Origin of the sequence: Cobetia sp. 29-18-1, assembly GCF_029846405.1 — a bacterium.
GTDB lineage: Bacteria > Pseudomonadota > Gammaproteobacteria > Pseudomonadales > Halomonadaceae > Cobetia > Cobetia amphilecti.
The window spans coordinates 80,834-98,871 of sequence record NZ_JARWKS010000003.1; the positions used below are offsets into that span (position 1 = coordinate 80,834).

15 protein-coding genes are annotated in these 18,038 nt (G+C 61.4%); 4 read left to right on the forward strand and 11 right to left on the reverse strand.

The genetic code is table 11. The features are described from left to right. The first annotated feature begins 132 nt into the window (after nt 1-132). Both QD208_RS03350 and QD208_RS17655 read left to right on the forward strand, forming a co-directional pair. Nucleotides 133-690, forward strand: a complete 558-nt coding sequence (locus tag QD208_RS03350) for a DUF2628 domain-containing protein (protein ID WP_279835620.1) — start codon at nt 133-135, stop codon at nt 688-690. 26 nt (nt 691-716) lie between these two features. Then, nucleotides 717-1,355, forward strand: a complete 639-nt coding sequence (locus QD208_RS17655) for a cold shock and DUF1294 domain-containing protein (RefSeq protein WP_347881986.1) — start codon at nt 717-719, stop codon at nt 1,353-1,355. A 92-nt stretch (nt 1,356-1,447) separates the two neighbouring features. Here the strand turns inward: QD208_RS17655 and QD208_RS03365 are convergent, their stop codons facing one another. Then, nucleotides 1,448-2,389, reverse strand: a complete 942-nt coding sequence (locus tag QD208_RS03365) for a 2OG-Fe(II) oxygenase (RefSeq protein WP_279835621.1) — start codon at nt 2,387-2,389, stop codon at nt 1,448-1,450. 198 nt (nt 2,390-2,587) lie between these two features. Then, nucleotides 2,588-4,282 (reverse strand): L-lactate permease, encoded by a 1,695-nt coding sequence (locus QD208_RS03370; RefSeq protein ID WP_279835622.1) that lies wholly within the window; start codon nt 4,280-4,282, stop codon nt 2,588-2,590. A 755-nt stretch (nt 4,283-5,037) separates the two neighbouring features. On the opposite strand from QD208_RS03370, the gene QD208_RS03375 reads away from it, so the two are divergent. Continuing rightward, entirely contained in the window at nt 5,038-5,997 is a 960-nt protein-coding gene (locus tag QD208_RS03375) for a DMT family transporter (protein ID WP_279835623.1), read from the forward strand. Between the two features lie 215 nt (nt 5,998-6,212). On the opposite strand, the gene QD208_RS03380 is transcribed toward QD208_RS03375, so the two are convergent. From QD208_RS03380 to QD208_RS03395, 4 genes are all read right to left on the reverse strand, one after another. Continuing rightward, complete coding sequence (locus QD208_RS03380) at nt 6,213-6,896, reverse strand: hypothetical protein (protein ID WP_192839265.1); 684 nt, start codon at nt 6,894-6,896, stop codon at nt 6,213-6,215. 175 nt (nt 6,897-7,071) lie between these two features. Then, nucleotides 7,072-7,512, reverse strand: coding sequence for a YkvA family protein (locus QD208_RS03385; RefSeq protein WP_279835624.1), 441 nt, complete (start codon nt 7,510-7,512; stop codon nt 7,072-7,074). A 245-nt stretch (nt 7,513-7,757) separates the two neighbouring features. After that, nucleotides 7,758-8,483, reverse strand: coding sequence for a pirin family protein (locus tag QD208_RS03390; protein WP_279835625.1), 726 nt, complete (start codon nt 8,481-8,483; stop codon nt 7,758-7,760). A gap of 61 nt (nt 8,484-8,544) precedes the next feature. Then, on the reverse strand, nt 8,545-8,997 hold the full coding sequence (locus QD208_RS03395) for a DoxX family protein (protein WP_279835626.1): 453 nt from the start codon (nt 8,995-8,997) through the stop codon (nt 8,545-8,547). A gap of 131 nt (nt 8,998-9,128) precedes the next feature. Between QD208_RS03395 and QD208_RS03400 the strand changes: the two genes are divergently transcribed. After that, nucleotides 9,129-10,070, forward strand: coding sequence for a LysR substrate-binding domain-containing protein (locus tag QD208_RS03400; protein WP_279835627.1), 942 nt, complete (start codon nt 9,129-9,131; stop codon nt 10,068-10,070). A 15-nt stretch (nt 10,071-10,085) separates the two neighbouring features. Here the strand turns inward: QD208_RS03400 and tdh are convergent, their stop codons facing one another. The 5 genes from tdh to QD208_RS03425 all read right to left on the reverse strand — a co-directional run bounded on the left by tdh (nt 10,086) and on the right by QD208_RS03425 (nt 18,025). After that, nucleotides 10,086-11,111 (reverse strand): L-threonine 3-dehydrogenase, encoded by a 1,026-nt coding sequence (gene tdh, locus QD208_RS03405; RefSeq protein ID WP_054557159.1) that lies wholly within the window; start codon nt 11,109-11,111, stop codon nt 10,086-10,088. Then, nucleotides 11,108-12,346 carry a glycine C-acetyltransferase gene (locus QD208_RS03410; RefSeq protein WP_279835630.1) on the reverse strand — a complete coding sequence of 413 codons (1,239 nt, stop codon included), beginning with the start codon at nt 12,344-12,346 and terminating at the stop codon, nt 11,108-11,110. Before QD208_RS03410 ends, tdh begins: the two co-directional genes overlap by 4 nt. Nucleotides 12,347-12,470: 124 nt before the next feature. Then, nucleotides 12,471-13,982 carry a Na+/H+ antiporter NhaC family protein gene (locus QD208_RS03415; RefSeq protein ID WP_279835631.1) on the reverse strand — a complete coding sequence of 504 codons (1,512 nt, stop codon included), beginning with the start codon at nt 13,980-13,982 and terminating at the stop codon, nt 12,471-12,473. 457 nt (nt 13,983-14,439) lie between these two features. Continuing rightward, nucleotides 14,440-15,963, reverse strand: coding sequence for a BCCT family transporter (locus QD208_RS03420; RefSeq protein ID WP_279835632.1), 1,524 nt, complete (start codon nt 15,961-15,963; stop codon nt 14,440-14,442). Between the two features lie 364 nt (nt 15,964-16,327). Next, nucleotides 16,328-18,025 (reverse strand): BCCT family transporter, encoded by a 1,698-nt coding sequence (locus QD208_RS03425; RefSeq protein WP_279835633.1) that lies wholly within the window; start codon nt 18,023-18,025, stop codon nt 16,328-16,330. Between the last annotated feature and the right edge of the window lie 13 nt (nt 18,026-18,038).

Consider the following 18,038-nt stretch of genomic DNA (forward strand, 5'->3'; position numbering starts at 1 on the left):
ATCAGTGAGATAGCGCCAGCGAGGTTCATGGTCCTGACAAGTGGGCAGCGGTATAGTGGACGATGCATATCATTTGTTCCGCGCCCCTGGCGGCTCACGGCTGGCTCTGCGTCATAGACAAGGATCTCTTCGATGGCTTCATTTCGTATTCTGACCCATCCCCAGCACGGCACGCGTGCCGTCAAGATCGGCTGGTCCTGGCCGGCGTTCTTCTTCGGCATGTTCTGGGCACTCTACAAGCGCATGTGGTTGCTGGCGGGCAGCCTGTTCGGCTTCATCGTACTCAGCTCGCTCTTCATTCCCGCGACCATGGAAGGGCAGCTGATTTCCAACGTCCTGTTCCTGGGCTTGAACCTGACCATCAGCTTCAAGGGCAACCAGTGGTACGCGAGCCTGCTGGAAACCCAGGGCTATCAAGAGCAGGCCCATGTCTCGGGGCGCAATCCCGATGATGCGCTGGCCGTGTACGCCAATTCGCAAAAGGCTTCTGCTCCCGATATCCGCGACCATGGACAAGGCGGCGCTGACTCGCGGGATCAGGACGCTTGGGGCGATCAGCGTGACGAGCGGGAGCGCAAGGATGGCAGGGGTGACAGAGTTGAAAGAGATGAAAAAGATGACGATGACAACGGCGATGGTGGCTCCAGTGGCAAGGGCGGCGGCAACCCCACGGGCACCTTCATCGGCTAAGGGCCGGACCGGGAAGAGATGAGACGATGAACCTTCAAGGACGATTGACGCGCTGGAACGATGACAAGGGCTTTGGCTTCATCACCCCGGCGTCGGGTGGCAAGGATGTCTTTGTCCACATCAGCGCCTACCAGGGGCGTGGGCGGCCAAGGGCCAATGCACAGGTGCACTATCAGCTGGGCATGGATGGAGACAATCGTCCGCGTGCCACACGCTTTCGCACCCATGGGGCCGAAGCTTCGAGTACGTCCGCTGGTGTGATGTTTGCGTGGCTGATGGCGTTGGTCGTCGCGGTCATGCTCGGGGTAGGCTGGTGGCAGGAGTGTCTGCCATGGATGTTGCCTGCAGCGTATCTGGGCATGAGTCTGGTGGCGTATCTGGCCTATCGAGTCGACAAGCAAGCGGCCGCACAGGGTGAGTGGCGTGTAGCCGAGAGCACCCTGCACCTGATGGAGCTTGTCTGTGGCTGGCCGGGCGCGCTGATCGCCCAGCAAAGCCTGCGCCACAAGACGCGCAAGACAAGCTACCAGTTCGTGTTCTGGTGTGCGGTACTGCTCAATATCGCCGCCGTGAGCTGGCTGACTCTCTCGCCGGATGCCGCGACCCTTCGTGACCTGCTCGGCTTTCCCGTCATGGCAGGCGAGGCCATGATCAGGTGGTCATGAGCGGATGATTGAGCGGCGTTATCGAGCGCATGACAACGACAAAGGGGGCCTGAACCAGGCCCCCTTTGTCGTTTTTCTCACTGTATTTGCCATCAGAACGGTGCGAAATCATCCTGTTCGGCGCTCGAGGCGACCCAGCGGTTTCTGGCAGGTATCGCCCGGCGTTGTACGCCCTGTGGCGGTATCTGGCCTCGCTCACCATACAGCCACAGCACCAGGTTGGAGCGCTGGCCGCTGGTGATCGGCTGCGCGGCATGCGGCACATTACCGCGATGCAGCATGGCCGAGCCGGGCGTGAACGAGAAGCGCACTGCGTCTCCGCTCGCGGCGTCCAGAACGTCCAGTTCAGAGCCCTCGAAGGTCTCGTCGGGCAGGTTCATGTTGATGTTGAGGGTCACGGACGAGGCGTCGGTATGCGGCCGAATCGAGGCGTCCGTGGTGGGCTGATAATGGATCGAGAAGCCGAAGGACTGGCTGTCGTAGCCAATGATTTCCGGGAACAGCAACCGCGAGATCGGGCGCATGTAAGTGTCCAGCAGTTGCTGATAGAACGCCTGGAAAGTCGGTATCGCCAGATAGCCCTCTGAGCGACGGTCGAGCATGGCGCCGCGTCGATTGAGCACGATGCCGTAGGGCGGGCGCAGCGGAATGCCGGCGTCCCATGCCTGTTCCAGCATGTTGCGCAGATCAGCAATGCGCTCGACATCGAAGAGCTGGAACTGATAGACGTCAGTAGCGACTTCTGTCATCAGCGCCCTGACGTCCGTCTCGCGCTCGGGATTCTCCCACGCCTGTTTGACGGCAGTGCGCAGCGCCTCGTCGATCAACCCACTATCGAGGATGGCGAGGTCGTCTTGCTCGACGGCTTCCCATTCACGCCAGGCGTCACTCAGCAGCTGACGATGGCTGTCCCAGAATTGCTGGACGGAGGGGGCGCGCCGCAGCATGGCTTCGCGGGAAGGCAGTTCGAGCTCGCGGGCTTGCTGCAACCGGGTCTGCTGTAATCGGGTGGGGTGCAATACAGAGTGGGTCATGGGGTGTCTGCTCCAGAAACTTGCGGCATGAAGGCTGCCGTTTCGGTGATATGGAGCAATTTATTACGCCGTGCCTTGTTGATAAACAGGTCCCTGGAGTAAACACATTCAATATTCTGTTGATGATCTCCATGCGACAGCAGACCCGCATACAATGCGGGCCTGCTGTCGCATGTCACAGTGATACGTGGCGCTTTGTCAGCGCATCAAACCATCGACCACCCCCAGGCCGTGGAAGGCGATCATGCCGATGATGCCAGCGAAGATCACGTAGTAGAGCGTCGGCAGGATCGTCTTGCGTAGCGTGACGCCTTCGCGACCCAGAAGGCCAACGGTAGCCGAGGCGGCTACCACGTTGTGGATGGCGATCATGTTGCCGGCAGCCGCGCCGACTGCCTGGAGGGCGACCATCATGGCGCTGGAGATACCCAGGGCCTGGGCGACGTTGAACTGGAAATCGGCTAGCATCAGGTTGGAGACGGTGTTGGAGCCGGCGATGAAGGCCCCGAGGGCACCGACACTCGGCGCGAACAGCGGATAGATATCGCCCACGCCATCGGCGATGAACTGCGCCATCGCCACCGGCATCGACACCAGATCCGCCTCGTTGACGCCGGAATTGATCAGGATGCGCACCATCGGAATCGTGAACAGCAGCACGAAGCCTGCGCCGAGGATGGTGCGGCTGGATTCGCTGACGGCAGCACTGACATCGCGCATGCGCATGCGGTGCAGCACGATGGTCAGCAGTACCACGACCACCAGGATACCGCCGGGCAGGTACAAGGGCTGCAGACTGCCAGAGATGTCAGCCTCCCCGAGAATGCCGCTCCAGCCGAAGCTCCATGAGGTCAGCGCCTCCTTGATCGGCGCGATGACGCGCGACATCACCAGCAACACCGCGAGCAGCACATACGGCAACCACCCCATGCCGACCGAGAGCGGCTTGCGGCCCTCGACGGGCTCAAGTGTCATGTCCAGCTTGCCGATCCACTCCGCGGGCCAGCTGTCAGCGTTCGGGAAGTCCCAGGTTCTGCTGGGTAGCAGGAAGCCCTTGCGCGCCGCGGGTACCACGATGGCGAGCCCCACCATGGCGCCGATCATCGACGGGAATTCCGGCCCCAGCAGCATGCCCGCCAGTACGTAAGGCACCACGAAGCAGACACCGGCGAACAGCGCGAAGGGGGCGACCTCCAGCCCTTCACGCCAGGAGCGATTGGCGCCGAAGAAGCGCACCATCACCGCAACCATGATCAATGGCATGCAGATCCCGATGATGCCGTGGGTGATGGCGACTTCAGAGGTCACCAGCTGGAAGTAGGCATCCCAGCTCGAGCCATTCGCGACCAGTGTCTCGCTGACACCGGCCTTGTCGAGGCCACCGGAGACCCCGACCACGATCGGCGTGCCGACCGCACCGAAGGAGACCGGCGTCGATTGCACCATCATGCCCACCACGATCGCGGCCAGTGCCGGGAAGCCCAGCGCCACCATCAAGGGGGCGGCGACGGCGGCAGGGGTGCCGAAGCCGGAGGCACCTTCGATGAAGCAGCCGAACAGCCAGGCGACGATGATGGCCTGTACGCGGCGGTCCGGGCTGATGCCGGAGAAGCCGTTGCGTATCGCGGCAATGCCGCCGGAATGCTTGAGAGTATTGAGCAGCAGCAGGGCGCCGAAGATGATCCACAGGATCGCGACCGTCAGTATCAGCCCTTGGAATGACGAGGCCAGGACACGAGTGAAGGTCATGTCCCAGGCCAGCAGGGCGATCAGTGCAGTGACCACGAAGACGATGGGCATGGCGAGGCGGGCGGCCATGCGAAAGCCGATCAGCAGTACCCCGGCGAGCAGCAATGGCACAAAGGCCAATAGTGCCAATAGCGACTGATTCATGTGCAGCACTCTCCCTATGTTGCGTGGCGAACGTCGTTTTATAAGTCTTTGTTGTTGGTGGGTGCGTGGTTATGTCGCACCTGACGCTAGCTCAAGGTAAGAGAGTCCATTTGTTTCTGCTACTTGAGGACATCTGGTATTACCAGTGATGATCGTGAAGTTTATTTTCGCCAACTCATTGATAGTCAATGACTCTGTGAAGTATCGCAGCCCACTCATCACGCACAACAGGCCAGTTTATTAGACTAAAAGGCGGCCATTTACCGGATGAGAGGCGTCTGCTTCCTGAGCATGACAGGAAGGGCGTCCGGCCAATGACATCTGCATGTTACGCACTTCACGTGCCCCAAGTGCCCCAATAGAAGGAGGAATGGCGAACAAGAAGCTGGTCGGGTGGGGTTGTCTTGCGCGCCATAAGGGCGGCTCACGCCTTGCTGGCTTGCGTGACTTCTCTCTTCGGGGTGGTCGTCATTGTCTCGAGATGCTGGGCCAAATAAGCCCTATTCAGTCAAGGGTATATCCACTGATTATTCAAGAAGTCGCGCACGATTCAGTGACAAGTCACTAGTAGCCGTCATGTCTGTCATGTATTGGCGACAGGTATTCAAGTTTAACTTTCGTTAAATGATTGAGTATAACAATTGGATACCTTTAAATAAAAGAAAGTACAAATAAGCCGGCTGTGTATATTTACAGGGTGTGGGCGTGTCTTGTTACGCTGTCTTTCCTCAATCAATCACGTCTATGGAGAGCGCATGGCACAATGGGGCACGTTTTTGGTCATTCTTGCAGCCCTCCAGTGGGGGATTACCGGTGGGCTGGGAAGTCAATTGATGTCGTGGGGTTGGCAGGCCGAAGTCATTTCGTTCTGGCGCGCCATGGTGGGGTTCATCTGCATGCTGGGCTGGATGTTTCTGCTGGGCTATCACAAGCGCCCGGCCGACTCCACGCGTGGTCTGTTGGGGTGGTCATTGTTGGCGGGGCTGGGTGTCGCCGGCAATTTCATGTTCTATTTCAAGAGCGTCAATGAGAGCAGCGTCGCGGTGGCTGCCACGCTGATGTACAGCGCGCCCATCTTTGTCTATATCGCCTCTTTCCTGGCGCGGGTCGAGAAACCGACGCCGGTCAAGTTGGGGTCGATCGTGGTGGTGATGATCGGCATTGTATTGTTGACAGGCGTGCTGCAATCCGGCTCTGCCTCTGTCACCCCCCTGGGCATCGCCTTTGGCTTGTTGGCGGGCGTGTCTTATGCCGTGTTCATCTTTGCCTTCAAGTCCGCTTCGCGGCACGGCAGTGTGCCGGGCATCCTGGCCATCGCGCTGGGCTTGAGCACCTTGATCATGGTGCCATTCACGGACATGGGGCAGGCGATTGCGGTGCCCTTCGCCGATGAGTGGTGGGTCTTCATCCTGTTCGGGCTGGTGGGCGGTGGCCTGTCCTTCTATTGCTATATTGCCGGGCTGCGCCATAGCTTGCCGTCGGTCGCCTCCATCGTCGCCATGATCGAGCCGATCACTGCCACTCTCTACGGCCTGTTGATTCTGGGACAGGGGCTGGATGCCATGCAGATAGGTGGCATGGCGCTGATTCTGCTCGCGATCACGGTGCTGAGCCTGGCGCAGAATCGCCCGGATGTGTTGCTGCGCATGCCGCTAGGCTTGCGCAAGGACACCTCAAGAGACGCGCAGGTGAAGCAGACGGAACAGACAAGTTAATGACGTCTCGTGAACCCTGAACCAGCGCCTTCCTTCTGCTCGCGATCGTGATGAATGCAGCGAGGTACACGATGCGTGAGTCTCGAGGGCAATAGCGAAGGGATGAAGGGGCCTGAAACACGACAACGCCTCGTCAGCATGACTGGCGAGGCGTTGTCGTGTTGTGACGTATATGACGTCGAGTGTTGCCAGTGCGTACTGGATCTGGCTCGCTGTCAGCTATCGCTGAGCACGGCGGCAAGTTCAGGGCTCGGGCGGCTGGCGTTGACGAAGAAGTCATTCATCGTCAATAGCAGGTACTTCTTCATCATGTTCTGGGCCGGCAGGAAGATGCGATCTCCGAAGTCGAAGTTGCCTGCCTGGTGCGGCACGGAGTCCTGAACGGCGTAATCCTTGCTGAATAGCAACTGCTCGTTCTTGTCGTAGAGACGATACTGGACATCGAAATCGGCAATGATATCGAAATCTTCATTGGCGACACCGAAGGTCAGCAGATTCTTGGTCAGGTTCTGGGCGATCAGGTAATCAAGATAGACAGGGCCACGATTCTCATGGGCCTGGATTTCCACCTGCAGGCGGTAGTCGCTGGCACGTGCATCATGGGTGATGCGCGAAGACGCGGGCAATTGCTCACGCAGCAATTGATTGAAGTGGGTCATCGCCGGCGAACAGGCGCGCGACAGCTTGATGTTGCCCAGTGGTTGCATGGCCTGTTGGGCGGCGCCGGAAAACAGGTTGGCCTGTGGCTGGCTGTAATAGACGTCGGAATAGAACACCTTGTGCTGGTAGGCCTGCGCCTCCACCGGCGTGACCTTCGGGACATCGATCTGCGCGCGCGACACACAGCCGGCCATCACCATGAGGGCAATGCCCGCGCTAGCGAGTTTCATCAATGGCATGGGCATTCGAGTGACGGGCATATGACGAATTCTCGGGCGTGGCGAAGTTGTCGCTCACCGTAACATGCGCATGTCACAAGGCTAAACACGGGCCAGACAACGCCTTTCAACCATTGTTAACTTTTGTTGAATATTGTTGCATTTATATATGTGAAGGCTCGCAAGAGGCGCCAGCTCAATCGAACCAGCGCTTGAGCGTCGTCTCCGCGCGCGCGGAGTGTTCCGGCTTGATATGTGCGGCGACGATGGCGACGGCGCCTGCCATCAGCGTCAGGTCATCGGTGTAGCCAAGCAGCGGCGTGAAGTCGGGCAGACCATCGATGGGTGAGATGAAATAGCCCAGCGCTCCATAAATGGTGGTGCGCGCCCAGAGAGGCGTGTCGGGGTCCTGGGCGGCGAAATACATGCGAAATGCAGGGTTGAGCACGCGCTTGCCGGCTTTTCTGGCGGCGCCGCTCACCTTGCGCCAGAAGCCGGCCTCCGAGTAGTCCTCGGTATGGGCGTCGAGGGCCTCCTGGTGTGGACGGCTGCCATCGCCCGTCTGCGCTACCTGATCCGGTGCTGGCAGCCTGAGTGTCTCAGGCGGCTCGGCGGCGATGATGGTCTCATTCGTCATGGCGCTGTCTCCGTCATCTGAAGGTGTCGGCAATGGCTGCCGGCTTCATACTCTGCGCTTTAGGCCTTACTCTACCATGTGACTTTGTACGGGTTGCGTCGTTCCATGGTTCGCTCCGTGAGTCACTTCGGCAATCGCTGCGTGCTGGCAATGGCAGACAGAAAGACGCCGCCTCCTCACCCTTATCGATTGGGCAAGGAGGCGGCGTCATTTTTGGTGATCAGGCACAGATCAGCATCAACGGTTCAGGCGGGCAGGTCGAACAGCAGGGCATGCAGCCGGTGGGCATCGCTCAGCGCGAGCCGTGATACCTGATCCAGCGTCACGGCGTCGCCTGCGCCCAGCGAGACACTTTGCGCATCGTCCGTGCTCACGCGCGTGGTCCCTTCGATTACGTGCAGATAGTAGCGGCGCTCGGTGTCCAGAGGCTGTTCCAGTGCTGTGTGCTGCTCGTCATCCCCTTGCAGGCCAATGCGATACATCCGGGCATCCTGATTGATGGCCAGCACCCCTGGCGCGGCTTGCGCCGGTGGTGCGATCAACAGGGTGAGACCGTCGCGGGCGGCAAAGGGCTGCTGTTGATAGCGCGGCGGCAGCCCCTTGGCCTGTGGCGTGATCCAGATCTGCAGAAAGCGCAGGGGCTCGCGGGACGAGGCGTTGTACTCACTGTGCTCGATGCCCGTCCCGGCACTCATCAGCTGGACTTCGCCCACCCCCAGGGTGTGTCGTGAGCCCATGCTGTCGCGGTGCTCGATGCTGCCTGACAGCACATAGCTGATGATTTCCATGTCACTGTGCGAGTGCGGATCGAAGCCCGCGCCCGGCGCCACGCGGTCATCGTTGATCACGCGCAGCACGGAGACGCCCATGTGAGCCGGGTCGTAGTAGCTGGCGAAAGAGAAACTGTGGCGGCTCTCCAGCCAGGCGAACCTGGCATGGCCGCGTTCATTGCCGGGACGTAACGTGAGCATGGCAACCTCCTGAGACTGTGCGGGCGCGAATTGAGTGATGAATAGCCAGCCTTCAGCAGGCTTATGAATCGTGCCTGACCGGGCTCAGCAGGCGGTCGAGTGACAGCTTGCCGCCGCCGGTGATCGCTAGGCTCGCCGCGATCGTCAGCAGTGCCAGCGCGTATTCATAGCCGTTGTTGCTCGCGAACAGCCCATTGCCGATATGCACGGTCAGGATGGCGACCAGCATGGTGAAGGCCAGCACGGCAGCCGCCGGACGTGTCAGCAGGCCGATCAGGATCGCCAGTCCGCCGAAGAACTCGCCGCTACCGGATAGCAGCGCCATCAGGTAGCCGGGTTCGATACCGATGGAGGCCATCCACTGACCGGTGCCTTCCAGGCCGTAGCCGCCGAAGGCGCCGAACAGTTTCTGTGAACCGTGGGCCATGAAGATGATGCCGGTCGGGACACGCAGCACCAGGCTTGCGAGGCTGGAATCGGTGGTCATCAGGCGAGAGAGGGCAGACGTGAACATGTGTGGCTCCAGTGATCAGGGGATATGAGGTTTTTCAGATCAGTGTGTTTGAATGATGGAGCTACTATAGAATGAGGCTTATCAAAAAAATAATGGAGGATTCTGGTCTCAATGATCAGAATTTTTGAATTATGGTCTCACCCATCACACTCGACGCCCTGCGCGTGCTGGATGCCATCGAGCGGCGGGGCAGTTTCGCCGCGGCCGCCGAGACACTGCATCGCGTACCCTCGGCGATTTCCTATTCGGTCCAGAAGCTGGAGGAAGAGCTGGGTGTGCCGCTGTTCGACCGCTCGCGTCGCAAGGCCGAGCTGACCGATGCGGGCCACCTGGTGCTGGCGCATGGGCGGCGCATTCTGCTGGCCACCGAGGAGATGACGGCGCTGGCGCGTCAGGCGGGAGCGGGCTGGGAGGTCGAGCTGCGTATCTGCGTCGATACCATTCTTGATCCGGAGGCGCTCTATCCGCTGTTGGAGGAATTCCAGGCCATCCAGCCGCGCACGCGGGTGGTGTTGAGCGAGGAGGTGATGGCGGGTGCCTGGGATGCGCTGCACGATAATCGCTGTGATCTGGTGATCGGCGCGCCTGGCGAGCCACCGGTGTCGGGGCTTGCGTGCCGGCGGTTCGGCGCAATAGAGCCGGTCTTCGCCGTGGCGGCAGATCATCCGCTGACCCGGCTGGCGCAGCCGATTGATATCGAGGCGCTGCAGGAGTATCCCACCGTGATCGTGGCGGACAGTTCGCGCAGCCTGCCCGGCCATTCTTCCGGCTTGCTGGATGGCCGCAGCCAGATCATCGTCAAGACCACGGCGCAGAAGATCGAGGTCCAGCGCAAGGGGCTGGGAGTCGGCTATCTGCCGCGGCATCGAATCCATCGTCATCTGGAGGAGGGCAGTCTGGCACTGATGCAGCTTGAGACGCAGCGCGCGCCGATCGATCTCTCGCTCGCCTGGCGCAGTGGTCGTCAGGGCAAGGCGCTCAAATGGTTCCTCGAGCGCCTTGCCGTCCCCGGCATGGGTGAGGCCTTCGGGCTGTTGCCGCGCGAGGCGGTGACTGACTTGCGTGGAGACTGAACCGAGCAGACGCCCTCAGCCCCAGTCGAGCACCACCTTGCCCGACTGACCGGAGCCCATGATCTCGAAACCCTGCTGGAAGTCTGCGACGCCCAGGCGATGGGTGATGATTGGCGAGAGATCCAGCCCTGACTGGATCAGGCTGGCCATCTTGTACCAGGTCTCGAACATCTCGCGGCCATAGATGCCCTTGATGGTCAGCCCCTTGAAGATGACCTTGGTCCAGTCGATGGCCATCTCGCCGGGCGGAATGCCCAGCATGGCGATCTTGCCGCCATGATTGATGACATCGAGCATCTGCTCGACGGCGGAGGGCACGCCGGACATTTCCAGCACCACATCGAAACCTTCATGCATGTCGAGCTCCGCCATCACCTCTTTCAGGGATTCGCGGCTGACATTGACGGTACGGGTCGCGCCCATCTGCTCGGCGAGTGCCAGCCGATAGTCATTCACGTCGGTGATCACCACGTGGCGAGCCCCGATATGGCGGATGACCGCCGCCGCCATGATGCCGATGGGCCCGGCACCGGTGATCAACACGTCCTCGCCGACCACATCGAACGCCAGCGCCGTATGCACGGCATTGCCGAAGGGGTCGAAGATGGCCGCCAGGTCATCGCTGATCTCATCCGGCAGCTTGAAGAGGTTGTAGGCGGGCAGGGCAAGATATTCGGCGAAGGCGCCGGGGCGGTTGACGCCCACGCCCTCGGTATTGCGACACAGATGGCGACGCCCCGCGCGGCAGTTGCGGCAATGGCCGCAGGTGATGTGCCCTTCGCCTGAGACACGGTCGCCGATCTCGTAGCCACGCACCTCGCTGCCCAGTGCGACGATCTCCCCCGCATACTCATGACCGGTGACCATCGGCACCGGCACGGTCGCCTGCGACCACTCATCCCATTGATAGATGTGCATGTCCGTGCCGCAGATCGCGGTCTTGCGGATCTTGATCAGCACATCGTTGTGGCCGATTTCCGGCACGGCCGTCTCGGTCATCCAGATCCCGGGTTCGGCCTTGAGCTTGGCCAGCGCCTTCATATATCACCTCCCGTCGTGGAGTCGATCACGCCCATCTCGCGGCCGATACGCGTGAAGGCGGCAATGGCCGTCTCGATCTGCTCCGGAGTATGCGCCGCCGAGATCTGGGTGCGAATGCGCGCCTGCCCCTTGGGCACCACCGGATAGGAAAACCCGATCACGTAGATGCCGGCCTCCAGCAGACGATTGGCGAAGTCGCCCGCCAGGCGTGCATCGCCGATCATCACCGGAATGATGGCGTGACCGGCACCCGCGAGGGTGAAGCCGGGCTCCTGCATGCCACGACGGAAGCGTTCGACGTTCTCCCACAGTTGATGGCGCGCCTCGGCGCTGTCCTCGACCTTGTCCAGCGCCTTGAGAGTCGCCGCCACAATGGGCGGTGCCAGCGAGTTGGAGAACAGATAAGGGCGCGAGCGCTGACGCAGCCACTCGACGATGGGCCCGCGCGCGGCTGTCACCCCACCCGAGGCCCCGCCCAGTGCCTTGCCGAAGGTGGTGGTGATGATGTCGACCTGATCCATCACGTCATGGTATTCGTGGCTGCCACGCCCGTTGGCCCCCACGAAGCCGGTGGCGTGGGAGTCATCCACCATCACCAGCGCGTCGTAGCGTCTGGCGAGCTCGCAGATGCCCTTGAGGTTGGCGATCACGCCATCCATCGAGAAGACACCGTCGGTGGCGATCAGCTTGAAGCGTGCACCGGCGGCGTCCGCTTGTTGGAGGCGGGCCTCGAGTTCGCGCATGTCATTGTTGGCATAGCGATAGCGGCTGGCCTTGCACAGGCGTACGCCATCAATGATGGAGGCATGATTGAGCGCATCGGAAATGATGGCGTCTTCAGGTCCGAAGAGTGTCTCGAACAGGCCGCCATTGGCGTCGAAACACGAGGAATAGAGGATGGCATCGTCCATGCCGAGAAAGGCCGCGAGGCGTTTTTCCAGCACGCGATGCTGATGGTGAGTGCCGCAGATGAAGCGCACCGAGGCCATGCCGAAGCCGTCACGCTCCAGCGCCTGTTGCGCGGCCGCGATCAGCTCGGGGCTATCGGCCAGGCCCAGATAGTTGTTGGCGCAGAAGTTGATCACCTCCGACCCTTGCCCCTCGTGTTCATCACCGCCCGCGACCCGCAGGCTGGCACGCTGGGGCGAGGTGATCTCGCGCTCCTGCTTGTAGAGGCCTTCTTCATGCAGCTCATTGATCTGACGGCTGAGATGGTCGTGGAAACTTGCTGGCATGCGTCGCTCCTGTCTGTCGTGGTCCTGTTCGCTTCCGATGGTCGCTGAGCGCCTGCGGGAAACGTGATGGCACAGGCTTTCAGCGTAGTCGGGGTCTGTCAGCGGCGTGGTGCGGATAGTGCGCTCAGCTGGCCGGACGCTCCTTGAGTTCGTTGCCATCCTCGTCTTCAAAGGTCAGCCCCCAGCTGGTGACGGCGGCCAGCAGCATGATGACCACGAGGAACCAGCCCTGGAAGACGAACGGGAAGACGGCGGTCGGCGAGACGGAGGGCAGCCAATCATAGGTGCCCTGCATGGACTGGATCGTCGACCAGCCCAGCAGTACTGGTGCCCCCCAAGGGAAGATGTAGCCCAGCGCAGAGGTCACGGCGTCCAGCATGTTGGCGCGGCGATAGCGATGGATGCGGTAGCGGGTGCCCAGCGCACGCACGAAGGGCGCGGCCGCGATCTCGGCGGCGGTATTGATGGTGATGGCGCTGTTGAGCAGCGCCACGATGCCCCAGATGGCCACTTCGGCGCGGCGCATCGATTGCTTGATCCAGCGCATCAGCAGGCGCGTGACATGCTCCATGGTGCCGCCGAGGGTCATCAGGTGGGCGGCACCGACGATCAGCAGGATCAGGATGCCCATGTTGACGTAACCTTCGACGCCGCGAACCAATGCACCAGTCATGACGCCATCGGCCTCGGCATCGAAGGCGATGATCTGTGACAGGCTGCCGGTGCCGGCGATCAGCATGACAGGAATGGCGAGCAGGATGCCCCAGGTCAGAGAGGTCAGCAGGTGCTGTCCACGCAGTGCCAGTATCAGCACCAGTGCAAAGGGCGCCAGCATGATCAGCCCCGCTGGATCGGCGGCCTCCTGCATCGATTGAACCGCCGCGGGGTCGGTGATGCCGCTTTGCTCGCTGCCGCCGAAGATCACGAACAGCGCCAGCGCCGGCAAGGCTGCCGCAATCGAGTACTTGAAGCGGCTTTTCACCACGCCGGGGACATCCGCGCCCTGGGTCGTGGCGGAGACGATGGTGGTGTCTGACACCGGGGCCAGGTTATCGCCGAAGATGGCACCGGACAGTATCGCGGCAAACAGCAGGGTGGGGTCACCGCCCACCGCGATGCCGGCCGGATACATCAGCGTGCAGAAGGCGACCGTGGTGCCGTAACCAGTCCCGACAGCGGTCGAGAACACGGCTGCGAGCAGGAAGGTGAGCCCGACGAACCAGCCGCCGGTCATGTCCGAGATGCCGCCCAGCCAGACAAGCCCTTCGACCAGTCCCCCGACTTGCAGAACCTGAGCGAACATCCCGGCATAGAACCAGGCGACGATGGCGACCACCCCGATGGGCTGCGTCAGCCCATCGAACAGGCCGTTGGCATAGTCCTCCCAGCGACTGGTGCAGAAGAACAGGCCGAGGGTCAGCCCGAACAGTGCCCCCATGACCAGGCCGATTTCAGAGGACAGCCCCATCACGCTGGTCGTGATTGCCCAGACGACAAAGAAGATCAACGGGATGGCGGCGCCCCAGGCACCGAAGCGGAATGTCAGCGAAGGGGAGTCAGGCGCTGCGTGTGAAGCGTCATTGGGCGGGTGAGCAGCGTTCTGCTGCCCATGATCCTGCTGGGAAGTCGGGGACATGTCATTACCTGTCTACGTCATTGTGATTGTTGGGTGACGACTTTAGGCAGGCGCTGGGCAAGACGATCTTCCGCATGGCAAGGCACTTGCTTCACCTTGCATCGGATGGCACTCGGTACATGCCTGAGCGCAATGGCGATGTCTGCATGGCCTTGTCAGCAATACAAACGCCAGCACGGCTTGTGGATGTTTGATGTCTTGCCAGCATGAAGCGCTGAAAATCCAGCGTTCTGCCAGTCATTTCAGCCTATCAGTGTGTGCTGATGGACTGTCAATGCGGCGAAGGCGCAAGACGTGTCGTTCCTGGTAGGTAGCGAAAAAAGGTGTTCATCAGACGTGACACGGCCCTACACCTCATTTGAGGGCAGGGCCGGTGTTTTGGATAGATTGCGTTGGACAGATTGCGTTGTCATGCATCGCATCAGTACGCGCTGCGACGCATCTCACACCATGGCGTTCAGCGCTGGGTGAGTGGCGCCGGTGCCGGGGCGGCACGGGTGGCGCGATCACGGCGTACGCGGATCACGAAGGCGATTACCAGCGCGAAGATACCGAAGGCGACCGGGATGGCGGCGACCGAGATCAGGCTCAGCAGGGTCTTGTAGACATCGCCGCCCAGCCAGCTGACCACGACAGCCAGGGCCGCCATGGAGACGATCCAGAAGGCGCGTGAGCGTTTGACGGTCAGCATCTCGCACACCAGGCCCGCGGAGTCGGCGCTGGTGATGAAGAACAGCAGGATGTTGAGCGTGAGGATCAGGGACAGCAGGCCGCTGCTGTCGATGGTGTCGATCAGCTTGAACACGTCATCGACGCCCAGGCTCAGACTGCCGAGCCCGAAGACCACGAACCACAGGCATGAGAACAGGGTCGGCACCAGCATCACGCCCAGCACCATGCCACGCAGGGTGCGGCCCTTGGAAATGCGGGCGATGAAGACGCCGGTGAAGATGAACCAGCCATACCAGGCCGCCTCGAAGGCATACAGCCAGTCTGCCAGCCATGTCTTGCGCTCCGGATCGCCCAGGCCGATATCGGTGGCCATCGCGGGGTACTTGAGCAGGTATTCCGGCACCAGGCGCACGAAGGTGGAGAGGATATCGCCGGGCACGGTCAGCACCAGCACGCCGAGCATCAGGATGATCGCGAACAGGGTGTTGTAGTTGCTCAGCCACTTGATGCCGCGCTTGAGGCCCGAGGCGGAGGAGATGATGGCGCACACGGCCAGCACGCAAATGATCAGGGTCGGGCTGAATTCGATGCCGACCAGCTTGACCAGCCCCTGCTGGATCGGGGTGGTCGCGTAGGTGAAGGACAGTGACAGGCCGATGACGGTGGAGACGACGAGGCTGATCAGGTTCAGCTTGCTCCACAGGCCGTTGCCCAGCAGTTCTTCGGCAGGCTTGGCCATCTTCATGTTGTACATGGCGTGGGCGAAGAGCGCGCCGATGGCCAGATAACCGGCCCAGGCGAGCAAGCCCCAGTGATTGAAGGCGTTGAGCAGCGCCATGTCGGTGCTCAGGCCGGCATCGGTGTGATATTTGGGTTCCAGCACGCCCCAGGTGAGTAGGCCGATGCCCATGCCGGTGGCGAACAGCATGCCCATCCAGCTCAGGGTATGGAATTCAGGGTCGCCTTCGCCGAAGCGCAGCTTGCCCAGCGGGGTAAAGCAGACCGCAACCAGCAGCAGCGAGACGGCAAAGGCCGGCCAGGTGAACAGGAAGCCGAAGTTGCCGATCACCGAGCCCTTGATCAGGTCGAGACTGGCCAGAAATCCTTCGGGAAACAGGGCGGCGGCACCGATCAGTAGCGCGATCACGCAGACGGTCGCGATCGAGGTCAGGTATTGCTCCTTGCCACAGGTCGAGTTTCCTAGCCCGCAGATGTCGTCAGCGGAGTGCGCGTTCTGTTGTTCATGATTGGACTGTCTAGAGACGGACTGTTCAGAAGCAGGCGGTGCAGAGGGCGAGTGGTGGGTCATTGTGCGAGTCCTGATGTTGTTATTGTCGTGGCAGGCAACGTGATACGGGGATGAGGTGACGCGTTGAAGAGGCCGATGCTGAGCTCCTGTGAATGGCAAGGACCTCATAAGACTATCCGTACTGGGTAAGCAGTTTTGGATATGCACGACAACTAATTGGCTTGTTGCGACATGACGGCCCACTCCAGCGCGATATCGGCAGGCATGAGCTTGATGTGTTGCCCAACGCGACTCGCCGAGCCGCCCCTGTGACGGGATGGCTCGGCGAGTGGGGGTTGGCAGGACCGGTCTGGCAGAACATGTCATGCCAGTGAGGCTTCATGTGGGGACTGACACAAGTTCAGGCTTACTCTCAGCCTCGAGCTCAGGCCTGGCCTCTGCCCGGCTTCGGCTTGCCGAGTTTCATGAGGGCGATGCCGGATTCCTGGCACAGCGCTACCAGAAGGCCTAGCGTCATCGCCACGATCACGAAGCTCATCGGCAGGGCGGCAGCCATCAGGATGGTCTGCAGCGCCTTGAGCCCGCCCGCCATCAGCAACGTACCGGCCACCAGTCCGATGCAGATGCCCCAGAAGATGCGGTGGCGCGCCAGCGGTTCTTCATCGCCCAGCGACAGGATGGTCGTGACCACCAGGGTGCTGGAATCCGAGCTGGTCACGAACCAGCTGATCAACAGGAAGATCAGCAGAGACGACAGGATGACGCTCAGCACGCTATTGCCCGCCAGGGCATCGGCGGTGGCGAACAGCGCTTCGGGCAGATTCCAGTTGCGCACCAGCGTCATCAGCTCGCCGCTGCCGACCCCCATGCTAGCCGTCAGCTCCTGATACAGGCCGGTGCCACCGAACAGTGCCTGCCAGATGAAGATGATCAGCGGCGGGGCGATCAGCACGCCCAGAATGAATTCCCGCAGGGTGCGGCCCTTGGAGATGCGGGCGATGAACAGCCCGATGAACGGGGCCCACGCCAGCCACCAGGCCCAGTAGAAGATGGTCCAGCCGACCTGCCAGCTGTTTTCTCCCGCGGTCTCGGCGACCCACAGCCCCATCGGCACCACATCGCGGAGATAGGCCAGTAGCGTTTCGCCGAACAGCGAGATCAGCCACAGCGTCGGGCCGCCGATCAGGAAGCTGCCGACCACGAGAACCGACACGCCGATGTTCAGCTCGGAGATGAAGCGAATCCCGCGCTTGATGCCGGATACCGCCGAGGCGATCGAGATTGCACTGATCGCGACGATCAGCGCCAGCTGGGTGCCGATGCCGGCATCCAGGCCGGTAAGGCGATTGAGGCCCACCGCGATCTGGCTGACGCCCAGGCCCAGTGAGGTGGCGATGCCGAACACGCAGCCCAGCACGCCCATGATGTCGACGGCATGGCCGATCGGGCCGTAGATGCGATCACCGATCAGCGGATAGAGCGCGGAACGCAGCGCCAGCGGCAGTTTCTTGCGATAGGCGAAGTAGGCCAGTGTCATGCCGACCATGCCGTAGATCGCCCAACCATGCAGCCCCCAGTGGAAGAAGGCCACCTTGAGCGCCTCGACGGCGCGGGCGTGATCCATGGCGGTCGCGCCGGCCAGATCCGCATGCGGGTTGTTCGGGTAGCCGAAGCCACCGGAATTGTCGAAATAGAACATCGGCTCGGCGACACCGAAGAACAGCACGCCGATGCCGACACCTGCCGAGAGCAACATCGAGATCCAGGTGAAGCGTGAGAAATCCGGGGCGCTGTCCTTGGGACCGAGGCGCAGGCTGCCCCACGGCGAGCACACCAGTACCAGCGACAGGGCGATCATCGCGACCACCAGTACCAGGTAGTAGGTGCCGAAGGTATGTTCGATCCAGCTGCGCGCGGCACCGAAGATGGCGGCCGCCCCATCGGGAGAGAGGCCGGCCCCGACGACGAACGCCAGCAACAGGCCGGCCGATGTCAGGGTCATGCCCTTGTGCATGCCCTTGAGCGGGCCGCTGGTTTCCACCTGGATATGTGCCGTGAGGGCATTGTTCTGCGAAGGGTGTGGTGCGGAATCACCGAGCGGATCATGGTCTGTCGCTGCCATGAGAAGACTCCTG